This is a genomic window from Ruegeria sp. I1, from assembly GCF_056532675.1.
Window position 1 is genome coordinate 83,556 of sequence record NZ_JBQFNM010000003.1, and the last position, 13,481, is coordinate 97,036.

A 13,481-nucleotide genomic window follows, 5' to 3' on the forward strand; every position below is an offset into this window, starting at 1 on the left:
CAACCCCTGATAAAGCAAATGACCAGCACCCCAAATGCTGGTCATTTTTTCGAGTGAGTGATAGTGCCCGAAGGCGCCACCGGTATTTATCTCAGGTTGAACCTAACTTACCAAAGCTTGTGGGCCGCGGATATTAGGGGAATCCCGTAGGTTTGATGATTTTCCCCAAAAAAACCGATTATCATGCTGTAAATAGTCAACTATTTACAGCACTCCGTATGACTTTACGCGCAGGTCAGATGTTCACTCGGAAGATGAGTAAAGCTGTTGATCCGGTCGCAGCAGACCCATTTTGCGCAGCAGAATGGTGTTGATACGCCGGACATCAAAAACGGCCTCAGCCCGGCTGCGGGAGGCCTGCCCCATCTGCGGAATCAACTCGGGGCTTTTCAAAAAACGTGCCATGGCTTGGCTCAACGATTGCGGATCACGCATCGGAACCACAAAACCGGTCTCGGCTTCAATCACCGGGTCGGCACATCCAGGCGCGTTTGTTGTTACAACCGCACGCCCTGTCGACATCGCTTCGAGGATCGTGCGTGGTATTCCTTCGCGATAGGCCGATGGCAGCACAAAGACCGAACAATTGCGCAGGTAAGGTCTGACGTCATCTGTTTCGCCCAGATATTCGATCACGCCTTCCCGTTCCCATTGATCGATTTCTTTCTGCCCAACAGAATCCGGATTGGCATCCTTAGGGCCCAGCAACTGGAACCGCGCCTGCGGATAGTCGCGTTTCAAAAGCCGGGCAGCTTCGACGTAGTCAAAAACGCCCTTTTCCTTCAGCAGGCGCGAAATCATAAGAAAGACTGGCGGGCCATCTGGTGGATCAGATGCCGCGTATTTATCAAGATTGACGCCCGACCCTGGCACAACGCTCAGCCGTGTGCCCTGCCCGACCATGCGACGATCTTTGAACTCCTGCTCGTCAACGGTGTTATAGACCAACAGCTCATCCACACCCCGTAAGGACAGTCGGTACATATTGGCAGACAAGGCACGGACGGCACGACGTTTCAAGCTGGTGTTCTGCGCGTTGAACACATAGCCCAAGCCTGTGCACATCGCGTATTTCTGCGGAACCCCAGCCAGGCGCGCGGCCAGACAGCCATAGATGATCGGCTTCATGGTATAGGCAAAAACGGTATCTGGCGCGAAATCGGCAAAGATCTGGCGCAAGCTGCGCAGCGTTTTCAGATCAGCTATCGGGTTCATCCCGGTTCGTGCCAGCGGGAAATGTACGAATTTCACTCCGATCTCGTGCAACGCTTCTTCACTGGGCGCGTGACGTTCCGGGCCGCAGGCGATCACTTCGGCGCGCATCGACAACTCGCGCAGCAGATCATAGCGAAAATTGATCAGCGACGAGGTCAGATTGGCCACAACCGCGATCTTGCGCATCGGAGCGTCTTGTTCAGCTGTCATTGTATTCACAGTTTGCAACACGGCACACTCCGATCCGCCAATGTGACGATCAGGCTGGTCTTGGTTGATTTGGTGCTGAAATAACTCACCCGGAGAAACCTTCGCTGTGTCAGTGCGCAGAATTGGCCTTAGGCCACATCGTCAATTGTTTCGTCCCACTCTGCAAGGATGTTGTCGGGGGCCAACCAGACCCTGCTTTCCAAATCCGCATCGCGCATCTTCTTCAACAGCTCAGGCGATGAGGACAGGCGCAAAACGGCTTGCGCCAGACCATCCACATCCTCGGGCGGAACCAGCAATCCGTTTTCCTCGGGCCGTATCAACTCGCGCGGGCCATATGGGCAATCGAACGAAACTAGCGGCAAGCCCGTGACTGTGGCTTCGGCCAGCACATTGGGGAACCCTTCATAACGCGATGAGAAAACCAGAATGTCGGCATTGTCCATCCATTCACCCGGCGCAGCACTGGAGCCTGGCATTGAGACGACATCTCCAAGCTGCAGCCTATCCCGCTGCGCCTCCAGCGCTTTGCGCGCGGGGCCTTCGCCATAGATGGTCAGTCTTGCACCGGGATTGCCCGCCAGGATTTGCGGCATGGCATCAAGTAGCAGATCAAATCCTTTTTGGTGATCCAGACGCCCCACCGCGACAAGATTTGACGATCCTGTGCCAAGATGTTCGCGCGCGCCGGTGGGCAATGCGCAAGGGTTTGCGATAATCCGCGCCTTGCGCTGTATCGCGCGGGGCAAATCCTCGCTGGCGCGCTGTGTTTGCATTACAACCGCGCGGGCCCGCCGCGCCAGCAGGTTCTGAGCATGACGCCAGACCGGATTGGCGGTCTGCGCGCGCGGGTTGTTTCGTTCGGATATGATTACCGGGGTCGCACGATCCAGCGTTGCAATCAAGGTCAGCACGTTGATCTTGGTCAGGAAGCTAATGATGACATCTGGGGCAACCTGTTGGACCACTGATCGGATGTGGCGCAACCGATCCAATTGCCCGCCACCCGCTTGTGCGACGTGAAGCGTAACCTCGTCGGGAAACGGGAAATACGAACCACCTGGTGGCATGGTCAGCCCAGCCACGTGAACCTCATCCCCACGCTCAGCACGATGCGCGGCCAAAATGGATACGATCTTCTCCGCTCCGCCGGCGCCGAAACCACCCTGAATGATTAGGATCTTCACGCGGTGTTATCCTGACATCTTCTTGCGCGGTTCTTCGGTCTCGCGCAGGGGCTGTGTCAGAGGCTGATCGCTGGGTCCGGGTCTGTTGAGTTCATGTTCGACAATAGGGCGATTCAGATCTTTGGATTGCAGGAAGATACGACCGATGTATTCCCCCAAAATACCCAGGAACATGGCGTTCAACGTCATCGATAACAGCAGCAAGATCGTGGTGGTCGCAAAACCAGCTGGCCATTCGGCACCAAAAACCAGCTTGGCAATCAGATAACCCACCATCAGCAGGAACATCGAAAGACCGACCGTCAGGCTGATCATCGACGCCAGCCGCAGGGGCAACAACGAGTGGTTGATCAACCCATCAACGGCCAAGGACAGCATCGCTCGGAACGGAAATTTGGATTCTCCGGCGGTACGCGCCACGCGATCATATTCAAATCCGACCTGATTAAAACCCATGCCGCTGATCAGACCCCGGACATAGGGTGAGCGGTCATCGACCCGGCGTAGCTCATCCAGAATGCGGCGGTCGGTCAGGCGAAACTCACCCGCATTGCGCGGTAGATCATCATCGCTGATCATGTCGATCAACGCATAAAAGGCGCGCCGGGCCCAGGCCACCAATGGGCCATCCGGCAGGCTGCGGCGAATGCCGTAAACCACGTGATTGCCCTGCCGCCAAAGGTCCAGCATCTGCGGGATCAACTCGGGCGGATCCTGCATGTCACAGTCCAGCTGCACCGCACAAGCTCCGTTGGCCGAGCGATAGGCGGTCAGGACCGACGCCTGATACCCCATGTTTCGCGCAAATCGGATGACACGAACGCGCGGGTCCTCTTTGGCGATCTCGGACAGGATCTCGAATGTACGATCTTCCGAATGGTTGTCGGTAAAGATGATCTCGGGCTCATACCCGTCGAGCCCGTCAAACACCTGAATGACTCGGTCATAGGCCGTCCGCACGTTGTCTTCTTCGTTATAGGCCGGGATAAGTATAGAAACGAGTGTCATGAAACCGATCCTGTCAGTGTCGCCTGCGCGCGCATAGCCCATTCGACCGTCTGCTTCAGCCCATCCTGCACATTGGTTTCGGGCCCCCAGTCATAGCTGGATTGCATCAGACCGGGATGGTTGATCAAATCGATTGGCGCACCAGTGGGAGAACCAAACTGTAGCAAATCCTTAGGCGCGTTCGAGAGGCCCTGCACCATCTTGGCCACATCCCGTACCTTTGTCGCCACACCTGTACTGATATTGACGACCGGGCCGGCGGCCTTCGGGTCAGACCCCAGCATCAACAACCCACGCACGGCGTCATCGACATAGAGCAAATCGCGCGCATCGTCGGGGCGGCCGATCTGGGCTGGTTTGTTGGTTAGCAAGCTTTCAATCAGGTAAGGCACCAGCTGCTGCCCGGTTTGACCTGGGCCATAAGTCAGGGACAAGCGCGCCGTCACTGCCGGGAATGGCAGGCGGGGCTGCAACATCTCAAGATATTTTGTGCCGGTCAGCATCGAAGTGCCATAGCTGTCACGAGGCTTTTCACACTGTGTTTCGAGATAGGGAACCGGGTTGTCCCCATATTCTGCAATCGTGCCCAAACGTACAAATGCACCCGGGGGTGATTCACATTCCGCTGCAGCACTCAAAACTGACAGAATGCTGTCGACATTTTCCCTCAGGCTAGCGGACGCATCACTCAGATCCGGAGTATTCGGAATGCGGGTTTTTGCAGCCGCGTGAAACACCAGATCTGGCTGGGCCTCGTGAAACGCTCGCGCGACTGCGGCAGTGTCGGTCAACGCTACCCGAGCCAAATGGATATTCGCAGCCACATCAGCCAACCGATCAATGCCTGATCCCGGGCGGACCAATGTGGTCACCTCATCCCCACGAGCAACGCAGGCCCGCACCAGATGCGAACCGATAAAGCCGTTTGCGCCGGTGATGAGCACACGCATCATGACTACTGTGCGCCTCGGTAATGCGAGACCGCCTCTTTCGGTTGCAGGATCGCATCGGACTTACGCCCAAGGAAAAACACGCCACTGGCCCCGTCAACACGATAGGGTTCAGGGATCAAGCGATCCAGATATTGCGCCCAGAAGACACAAAGCTTGGCAATCTTGCCCGCCGTACGTGACCGGAACAGGCCGCGGAACAGATAATCGACGGACCACATAAACTGCACACCGGGCCCCGCGCTGGCACCCGAGTCGATCCGATCGAATGCGCGGAACAGATAGCGGTGGCCGCTTTCGGTGAAGCGGGTAAAGTCATAGGCCCCTTCATGGACCTGCTGCAGAAACGGGGTTTCCGCATAGATCAACCCACCAGGCTTGAGCACGCGATGAATCTCGGCCGCGACCTGGCGGGGGTCCAGCACATGTTCCAAAACAGCCTGAACGATCACGCCATCAAATACGTCATCCTGCATCGGGATGTCATGGGCATCGGCAACGAACTGGATGTTCGGCGACTGGTAGATGTCGAAGGCAAAGATCTGAACACTGGGGTCTTCGTAGAGCTTCCCCATCCCCTGCCCGACACTGCCACCCCCCACGATCAAAACGCGCGGGTTTGGATTCAGCGCCTTAATCTCGGATAAAAACCGATCCACATTGCGCAATGTCACCTGTTTGATAGGTGACGCCAGCCGTTTCAACAGCTTCACCGGCCCGCGATAGCTGCGCCGGTGAATCTGCGATTCCACTTCGATATCCGTGGGCTTGGGGGGCTCGATGACCGAGGTTTCATAGTTCACAAAGACCGGCACCGCGCCATTGACAACGCAAGGGCCGGTGCCCTGTTTGAAATCATCCCGGATCAGATCCCGGATCGCCTCGGTCGGGGCTAGTGGCATCAGGACGCCTCCCGCGAGAGCCCGGCAACATGAGGCTGCAGGAATTCTGTCAGCTTTTCATGCATGTAGTCGATATGCGCTTGCGTCAAACCATGGTGACAGGCAAGCAGAACACCCCCGCGCATCACTTCGTCTGAGACCGCGTAACCCGCAGGATCGGTGCGGTATTCAACACCTTTCATGGCTGGTTGCCGCAGAATGTTTCCGGTGAAGACCGGGCGGGTCTGGATATCGGCGGTTTCCAGGAAGATCTGCATCTCGCGCCGGGTAAAGGGCGCGCCATCGCGGATCGTAACCGGGAAGGACAGCCAGCCTGTACGCGACCCCGGCAGTTGATTGGGCAGGATGAACCATTCTTCATATTGCTTGAAGAATTCCAGATGTGCAGCAAACGCTTCTTCACGCAGACGGATATTGTTGTCCAATTTACCCAACTGCACCAAGCCAAATGCGGCGCTGATTTCCGATGGCTCAAGATTAAAGCCCAGAGCTTCGAACAGGAACTTGGCATCATAATCAATGCCGTCCAGCTGCACGTTGAACCGGTTCTCAATCGCCTCAGATTCAACAAACAGGGATGAGCTACGCCCCCAAGACCGCATCAGCAGCGCCTTGCGCGCCAGTTCGTCATCATTGACACACAGCATTCCGCCATTGCCGGCCCCGTTGATCACGTGGCTGCCATAGAAGCTGGTGGTCGAGACGTCGGAATACACGCCTGTGCTGGCGCCATCCATCTGCGCGTCCAACGTATCGGCACTGTCTTCGATCACTTTCAGTCCATGCGCATCCGCCAACTCGCGGATTTTGCGCCAGTCCGGCAGGTTGCCGATCAGCGATGGGATCATCATGGCCGACGTGTTCGGCGTGATCATCCGTTCGATCTGATCCACATCGATGTTGTAGGTGCCCACTGCGGCATCCACGAATGCCGGGATCAGACCCTTGCGCACCAACGGCGCCACGGTCGTCGCAAATGTCAGGGCGGGCGTAATGACTTCACTGCCTTCCGGCAGGTCCAGAATCTCAACCGCCAGATAATTTGCGGACGAGCCCGAGTTTGTCATGATGCCGTGGTTCTTGGCAAAAAGCTTGGCAACCTTAGCCTGCATCTCGCGCACCTTGGGGCCCATTTGGGTCGATGTTTTCAGAACCTCGACAACGGCGTCGATCTCTTCCTGGCCATGGACGGTTTGCCCGTAGTTCACTCTCATAAAAGGCACTCCTCAAAAATACGCAGTTTACTGTGCGGCGACTGGGGTCGCGTCATGTGTTTCAGATGTTGTCAGGGTTTCGAAGTATTCGATCTGTGTCGCGGTGACCTGTGCCATGTTCTTCCCCGCAGCATGGGCTTTGTACCAATCTGCGGTCAGGTTGATGGCCCCTTGTAGCGTCAACTGAGGACGCCAGTTCAGGCGCGTTTGAGCCTTGGTGCTGTCCAGTCGCAGGATACCGGCCTCGTGCGGCGCATCGGTGATCTGATCGGGGAAGCTGAACATAGGTGCTCCATCACCCCAGGCGCGCTGGATCATGTCAGCCAACTGGCGCACATCTACGGTGCTTGAGACATCCGGGCCGAAATTCCACGCCCCGGCATAGGGCGCACCGTCTGTCAGCATCTTTTCGGCGACGCGCAGATAGCCTGAAACAGGCTCCAGAACATGCTGCCACGGGCGCACGCTGGCGGGGTTGCGGATGACAACTGGCTCGCCGTTGGCCCAGGCGCGAATGATATCGGGGACCAGGCGATCCTCGCCCCAATCACCGCCACCAAACACGTTCCCGGCTCGCACGGTCGCCAGTTGCGGGCCGCTCGGATCGGAAAAGAAGGAATGCGCATAGGACTGGGCAACAAGCTCGGTTGCGGCCTTGGAAGCGCTATAGGGATCCTTGCCGCCCAGCGGGTCGTTTTCACGATAGCCCCAGACCCACTCGCGATTATCATAGCATTTGTCGCTGGTGATCACGATCACTGCCTTAAGCGACGGCATCTTGCGCGCAAGCTCCAGCACATTGGCCGTGCCCTGCACGTTGGTGGCAAAGGTATCTGCCGGTTCCCGATAGGATTTGCGCACCAGCGGTTGTGCCGCCATGTGGAACAGGACCTCGGCATCGACCCCGTCCAGCGTGCTGGACAGAGCATCAGGCTCGCGAATATCGGCAAACCGGCTGTCGGTGGCCTGAGCCAGATCGCAGCTGTCATAGAAGCATGGGCCGGGCTCGGGCGGCAGCGACAATCCCGTCACCTGCGCGCCCAATCGCTGCAGCCACAACGACATCCAGCCGCCCTTGAACCCGCTATGGCCGGTCACAAGGACACGGCGGCCATTGAACTGGCCGCCGAACATCTGATGCTGATGTGCAGTCATTTTGCCCTCAGATTGCAACCGGGTATTCGGCTGAAGATTGATCGCCGAACTGCATCCAGGGTGGCGTTTCCTCTTCGCTGAGCGCGTTCAGCGCGTTGCGATCACGGATCGTGTCCATCGGATGCCAGAACCCATCATGACGATACGCCATAAGCTCTCCGTCCCGGGCCATTTGCGACAGAGGCGACTGTTCCAGCGGCTCATTGTCGTCGACCATGTAGTCCATCACACCCGGTTCGAACACAAAATACCCGCCATTGATCCAGGTCTCGCGGCGGCGCACTTTTTCGGTGAACGCATCCACCCGGTCACCTTTAAGTTCGATGTTGCCGAACCGCGCAGGCGGCTGCACTGCTGTGACGGTTGCCAGCTTCCCGTGAGATTTGTGGAAGTCAATCAAGGCGTTGATATCGATATTACCCAGACCGTCCGAATAGGTGCACATGAATGTCTCACCGGGGTCCAGCCATTCTTTCAGGCGACGAATACGCCCGCTGGTCATGGTGTGCGCGCCGGTGTCAACAACCGACACATTCCAACCCCCCGGTGCCGACGGCACCAGTTTCAGCTCACCTGTATCCAAAGCAACCGAAATGTTGTTTGCGATCAGGTGATAATTGGCAAAAAACTGTTTCAACAGAAGGGCTTTGTACCCTGCGGCAACAACAAAATCACGGTGGCCGAAATGGCTGTAAATATCCATGACGCGCGCGATAATTGGGCGGCCTCCAACCTCAACCATTGGCTTAGGAATCGCGACCGTTTCTTCGGCCAAACGCGATCCCAATCCTCCTGCCAGAAGTACTGTTTTCATCTGTGCTACTCCCTCAAAATACCTTTAACTAAATTTCAATGTTACGTCGGGGTTAAGGCGGATTGCCCATTGTTGCTCGGGCGGGGTGGGTGGTGCATGCGTTCAATCTGCCACTCCCGCGCGCTTGGAGTATATCACACCTTTTCCGTAACGGTTATTTAACCCGTCTTTTGGCACCGCGGCGTAGCCATTTGTTTGCGCATATCGCAACAATGGTGCCTCAAGTGTGGAATCATATCCCAAAAGGAAAGCGGAGGGCGGATTGGAATCAAACAGGGCGATCAGATCATCTGCTCCAGCCATGACATAGTGCTGCGCCAGTTCGGGGTCTGTGTAGGGCGCGATACGATAAGCGAAGGGGCCAGTGGCCAGTTCAGCATAGACCGGCAGGTGGGCTTCCAGTGGATAAAGCGGCATCAGCGTCGCGACCGGACCGTCCGGGATCTCACTGTCTGCGACCACGTCCTGCAAGGCTTGAGCGCCTTTTGCGATGCGGGCGGCCGTAAAGCTGTCTGGCTTCGCAAGATTCAACAGCCCCGGTGCCAATCTCGGTGCTCCCAGCAGTACCATCAATGCGAAACCCGCCGCACAGAGAGGTGCAATAGCCGTACGTTTTTCAGCGGGAACAATGCGATAGACTAAAGCCCCTAAAAGGGGAACAGCAATCAGCGGCAGGATATAATATTGAGGAAAACCGGGTGTCGGCACAAAGCTGAACAGCGCCGTTATGCCCAGCAGGGCCAGAACCAGTATGATCTGACCTGTTCCATGCCCCAGACGCACAGCATTGGCGCCAGCCAGTGCGGCAACGAAGAATACGGCCATCAGTCCAACCAAAGCCGCACCCCCGAACCAGGTTGCATAGGCCAGCAGGACCTTGCCACCGATCCCCATGGCCAGCCCAGGCTCGGACGCGGCGTTGGCTTGCCAATAGGCCACATGCGGGCCGGTGTGAAATTTCAGTATATGCGCCAGAAAATCCGAAGGGTCAGAGGCCAGATACCAGAACAAGGGAATGGCCCCGATCAAACCGCCGATCAGCACCGGCAGAACGACCCTGCGTAGACGAGCTGCTAACGGCAGATGCCAAGGCAGCAGGAACGCGGCGATTGCAACCGGTGGGATGAACATCGCAGCACTGACCTTCATACCCGCTGCAATCGACAGGCAGAGACCGGACAGCACCAGCCAAAGGAAGCCGGGGCGATCCCTGAGTGTCTGGACAATAAACAGGCCCAGCCCCCAAGCGGCAAAGGGCAAGGGCAACAAGTTGTTGCTTGCGGCCATCCCCGCCTGAGCCTGCAGCGTTTCGTTGACCACAAGCGTCACAACAAAGAATACCGCCAGAAGGCGTGAGCCGGAAATCCGCCAGGTCGCCCAGCCGATGCCCGAGGCCAGTAACAACCAGGCAAAAAACTGTCCGAAACGGGCCGAGGCCAGAAGGCCCTCGCCCCCGAACAGCAGGTAGAACCCCCTGTAATACCAAGCAGAATTGGGAACATGGTTATAGAAGAAATCGCTGTAAAGGCTCCAATAACCCAAAAGTTCAGCTGGGGGCACGAACATCAGTTCGTCCCGACGCAGGCCATACCCCATGATACGTCCGTAGAGCGCCGCAAACAGGACAACCAAAACGCCAATCGTTACAACCCGCATCAACAGGCTACCACCAGAGCGCACCGTTGTATGGATGTCCGAATCCACGCTCAGGCCTGGGTCAGCGGAATGGGTCATTGCTCATCTTTCTGCGGGTTAGCACGCAAAGCACGTGAGATCAGACCATATGACAAAACAACAGTCGGCCCCAGCGCAATGCCCTGCGCCAGATAAGCATCAAAGCCGAGCTGTAGCAAAGCCCACAGCAGCACGGCGTTAAACGCGTAGACGATGACATAGGACAGCGCGTAGTGCGGCAGCCGCCCATAGCCCTGTACGTAGAACACGAAACGACCATGGACCTGAAAGTTCCAAAGAACCCCGACGATGAACTGGATGGCAAGCGCCACCTGAGGGTGAGCGCCAAACCAGACCAGTATCGAAAATACGGCATATCCAAACAGCGTGTTGATCACACCGGCCCCGATAAACCGCAGGATCCGGTCCCACCCGTGCTGGGTGGGAGTGATCACGCCAGATTGACTCAGTTCTGACATCTTATGAAACGCTCGTAAGAGCCCTTATTTACTCGTAACACACACGGCTTGGGTCAAAGCCGACACAACAATAACTTCAAACAATAGCTTTAGCGGCCACCGACGGTTTCCAAAGCATCGGAGTTTGCAAAGGCACCGACCATCTTCTCGGTCGGGATCGCGGTGATCTTCGACTTGGTCCGGGGTTTGATCAGATCCTTGGTTTCGATCGGACGCAGACCGTTGACGCCATAACCTGGCACCAGCTCTTTCAGCAGCTTTTTAACGCCCAGATCATCGCCATCCAGTGCAGCCTGTTCCAGCTTGAGTATCATAGCACGCAGACGCGCAACCGAGACACCTTCGGGGATCGCTGAAGCCACACCCGGGATGCCGCTTTCGCGATGCTCTTCGGTCACATCAAACAGCTCCTCATACAGCTTTTCGCCTTTGCGAATACCGATGAACTTGATGTCGATGTCCTTGTAAGGAACCAACCCCGCCAGACGGATCATACGCTCGGCCAAATCAACGATTTTCACCGGGCGACCCATGTCCAGAACAAAGATTTCGCCGTGGCTGTTTTCCAGGTTCAGACCTTTGGCTGCCGCAACCAGCGTCAACTGCACGGCCTCACGAATGGTCATGAAATAGCGTTCCATCTTCGGGTCAGTGACCGTCAGCGGGCCGCCTTCCGAAATCTGGCGCTGGAACAGTGGGATCAGCGAACCCGACGAGCCCAGAACGTTACCAAACCGGACCGAGAAGAAGCGCGTGGCCTCATCAGTGCCGTTGGTTACACGATCCTGCGCCTGAGCGTAGAATTCCGCAACACGCTTGGTTGCGCCCATGACGCTGGTGCTGTTCACGGCCTTATCGGTCGAAACCTGCACCATCGCAATGGCACCTACGTTGCGCGCAGCATCGGCGACGTTACGCGTACCGATCACGTTGGTCAGAACACCTTCGCACGGATTCAGCTCGACCATCGGTACGTGCTTCAATGCAGCCGCGTTGAAGACCAACTCGGGACGGTGACGTTCGAAGATCTTGTTCACACGGTCAGCGCTTCGAATATCGGCAACATAGATGCGGCGCGAAACTTCGGGGAAGTTCTGGCTCAGGTCCATGTCGATCGAGTAAGCATTGTATTCCGTGTTTTCGATCATGACGATTTCCGCCGGCTCGAACGAGGCGATCTGACGGGTCAGTTCGCTGCCGATCGATCCGCCAGCACCGGTGATCAGAACACGGCGATCCTTAAACATCTCGCGCAGCATAGAACGCTCGACCGCCTTTTGTGGGCGATCCAAGATGTCTTCGGGGTTCACGGTCCGGATACCGTTGCTTTCGGTGCCCAACTCTTCCAAACCGGTCAAGCGCGACACAGGAATGCTGTTGGCTTCGGCCCAACGGGTCAGTTTGCGGATACCATCGCTTTCGAAATGGGTAACCGGCTCAGTCAATAGAATACGCTGAGGCAAGTTGTCATCAAACTTCAGCCGCTCGATCACGGCGTCTGCATCCAGCAGCGAGCCGATGATCTTTACGTCGTGAAAGTACAGGCCTTGCGTGTTGCGGGCGTCATCAATGATGCCAACGGGTTCATATTTTGATTCCGTGTTGCGCAGCGAACGAACAAACAGGTCACTGCTGGCACCGGTGCCAACAAGGATCACCGGGATTTTGCCATTGTCACTTGCGGTGCAGCCCTGAACCTTGCGCTTGAACTCGGTGCTGCGGGCAATGATGCGCAGGCTGCCCAGTGCAGGCACGATCAGGAAGAATTGAATGACATAGACTGCAAGCGGAACTTGGGATGTGACTGCAGCCGCCATGCCAAACAGGGCCAGCGTTGCAACACAGAAGAACGACGCGCGCACGATCAGTGCCACATCACGTAGCGACGTGGACCGGGTGTGACGCTTATAAATGCCTGACATCGGCAGGATCGCCAACGCGATCAGGCAGGACATCAATACCAAAGGAATCAGTGCCGCAGACGCTGCCGCAGGCAACGTGCCCCCGTTGGCCAACACCACAGCCATCACAACGGAAATGGCCGAGGCTACAACATCACCAATCACCAAGCGACGGTTTGCGCTCAGCTCAATAAGTTTTTGCTTCAATGTGGATCCGATGTCGCCCAATTTCAGATCGGGTTCGATCGCAGTATCTTTAACAGATCCATTCTTGAGCTTAACCAACTCACGCTCATACATACTCAGTACTCCGGCGTATAAATTGCCCACTACTACCCGACCCAGCAGGACAGATCGAAAACAGCCGATCAGCCGTCAAAGCCGCACTCACACGCCAGCAGAAACCACTTGCCGGCAAGTTCGATTATTTTTGTAAGGTCCCCCTAGACCGGCTCAGGTTTGAAAATCATCAGACCCTTTGCCACAACCCTTTCTCACTCGTACGAACCAAACTACAATATTCAGCAGCCAACATGGCCACTAAGGTTTCAATATGATTAAAATCTAACATAGCCAACACCAGAGCAAAACGCTTTTTTCACGTTTCCGGCATCGTTTGACCAAAGAAATGCCCTATTTCCCAATGTTCGCACAGCATTCGGTCTGTTTGAGAACTTTTTGTAAACATCTGATCGGACAAGACGCGCCCCACGAATTGGCGTCTTTGTTTCCAGACCGGAAACGTAGTGTGACTTATGGCACATAACAAAGC

At 56.3% G+C, this 13,481-nt stretch carries 11 protein-coding genes; all 11 read right to left on the reverse strand.

Features of this window, described 5'->3' with window-relative positions; genetic code table 11:
- Positions 1-243: 243 nt before the first annotated feature.
- Positions 244-1,425 (reverse strand): glycosyltransferase family 4 protein, encoded by a 1,182-nt coding sequence (locus tag ACR0DH_RS07055; protein ID WP_480547971.1) that lies wholly within the window; start codon positions 1,423-1,425, stop codon positions 244-246.
- 128 nt (positions 1,426-1,553) lie between these two features.
- Positions 1,554-2,612 (reverse strand): glycosyltransferase family 4 protein, encoded by a 1,059-nt coding sequence (locus tag ACR0DH_RS07060; RefSeq protein WP_480547972.1) that lies wholly within the window; start codon positions 2,610-2,612, stop codon positions 1,554-1,556.
- 6 nt (positions 2,613-2,618) lie between these two features.
- A complete protein-coding gene (locus tag ACR0DH_RS07065; protein WP_480544060.1) occupies positions 2,619-3,620 on the reverse strand; it encodes a glycosyltransferase family 2 protein in 1,002 nt (333 codons plus the stop codon).
- Positions 3,617-4,573 (reverse strand): NAD-dependent epimerase/dehydratase family protein, encoded by a 957-nt coding sequence (locus ACR0DH_RS07070; protein WP_480547973.1) that lies wholly within the window; start codon positions 4,571-4,573, stop codon positions 3,617-3,619. Before ACR0DH_RS07070 ends, ACR0DH_RS07065 begins: the two co-directional genes overlap by 4 nt.
- A gap of 2 nt (positions 4,574-4,575) precedes the next feature.
- On the reverse strand, positions 4,576-5,472 hold the full coding sequence (locus tag ACR0DH_RS07075; protein ID WP_480547974.1) for a class I SAM-dependent methyltransferase: 897 nt from the start codon (positions 5,470-5,472) through the stop codon (positions 4,576-4,578).
- Positions 5,472-6,686: a DegT/DnrJ/EryC1/StrS family aminotransferase gene (locus tag ACR0DH_RS07080; protein ID WP_480547975.1), complete on the reverse strand. Its 1,215-nt coding sequence runs from the start codon at positions 6,684-6,686 to the stop codon at positions 5,472-5,474. Before ACR0DH_RS07080 ends, ACR0DH_RS07075 begins: the two co-directional genes overlap by 1 nt.
- Positions 6,687-6,713: 27 nt before the next feature.
- Positions 6,714-7,841, reverse strand: coding sequence for a CDP-glucose 4,6-dehydratase (rfbG, locus tag ACR0DH_RS07085; protein ID WP_480547976.1), 1,128 nt, complete (start codon positions 7,839-7,841; stop codon positions 6,714-6,716).
- 7 nt (positions 7,842-7,848) lie between these two features.
- Positions 7,849-8,655: a glucose-1-phosphate cytidylyltransferase gene (rfbF, locus tag ACR0DH_RS07090; RefSeq protein ID WP_480547977.1), complete on the reverse strand. Its 807-nt coding sequence runs from the start codon at positions 8,653-8,655 to the stop codon at positions 7,849-7,851.
- 102 nt (positions 8,656-8,757) lie between these two features.
- Positions 8,758-10,389, reverse strand: coding sequence for a hypothetical protein (locus ACR0DH_RS07095; protein ID WP_480547978.1), 1,632 nt, complete (start codon positions 10,387-10,389; stop codon positions 8,758-8,760).
- On the reverse strand, positions 10,386-10,808 hold the full coding sequence (locus ACR0DH_RS07100) for a GtrA family protein (protein WP_480544053.1): 423 nt from the start codon (positions 10,806-10,808) through the stop codon (positions 10,386-10,388). The genes ACR0DH_RS07095 and ACR0DH_RS07100 overlap by 4 nt, the downstream gene beginning before the upstream one ends.
- An 89-nt stretch (positions 10,809-10,897) precedes the next feature.
- On the reverse strand, positions 10,898-13,009 hold the full coding sequence (locus tag ACR0DH_RS07105; RefSeq protein WP_480547979.1) for a polysaccharide biosynthesis protein: 2,112 nt from the start codon (positions 13,007-13,009) through the stop codon (positions 10,898-10,900).
- Positions 13,010-13,481 lie beyond the last annotated feature (472 nt).

Excerpts from the sequence above, each read along its gene's own strand:
- ACR0DH_RS07105 (WP_480547979.1), bottom strand. The coding sequence starts at position 13,009 with ATGTATGAGCGTGAGTTGGTTAAGCTCAAGAATGGATCTGTTAAAGAT.
- ACR0DH_RS07070 (WP_480547973.1), bottom strand. The coding sequence starts at position 4,573 with ATGATGCGTGTGCTCATCACCGGCGCAAACGGCTTTATCGGTTCGCAT.
- ACR0DH_RS07065 (WP_480544060.1), bottom strand. The coding sequence starts at position 3,620 with ATGACACTCGTTTCTATACTTATCCCGGCCTATAACGAAGAAGACAAC.
- ACR0DH_RS07055 (WP_480547971.1), bottom strand. The coding sequence starts at position 1,425 with ATGACAGCTGAACAAGACGCTCCGATGCGCAAGATCGCGGTTGTGGCC.
- ACR0DH_RS07080 (WP_480547975.1), bottom strand. The coding sequence starts at position 6,686 with ATGAGAGTGAACTACGGGCAAACCGTCCATGGCCAGGAAGAGATCGAC.
- rfbF (WP_480547977.1), bottom strand. The coding sequence starts at position 8,655 with ATGAAAACAGTACTTCTGGCAGGAGGATTGGGATCGCGTTTGGCCGAA.
- ACR0DH_RS07075 (WP_480547974.1), bottom strand. The coding sequence starts at position 5,472 with ATGCCACTAGCCCCGACCGAGGCGATCCGGGATCTGATCCGGGATGAT.
- rfbG (WP_480547976.1), bottom strand. The coding sequence starts at position 7,841 with ATGACTGCACATCAGCATCAGATGTTCGGCGGCCAGTTCAATGGCCGC.
- ACR0DH_RS07095 (WP_480547978.1), bottom strand. The coding sequence starts at position 10,389 with ATGACCCATTCCGCTGACCCAGGCCTGAGCGTGGATTCGGACATCCAT.
- ACR0DH_RS07100 (WP_480544053.1), bottom strand. The coding sequence starts at position 10,808 with ATGTCAGAACTGAGTCAATCTGGCGTGATCACTCCCACCCAGCACGGG.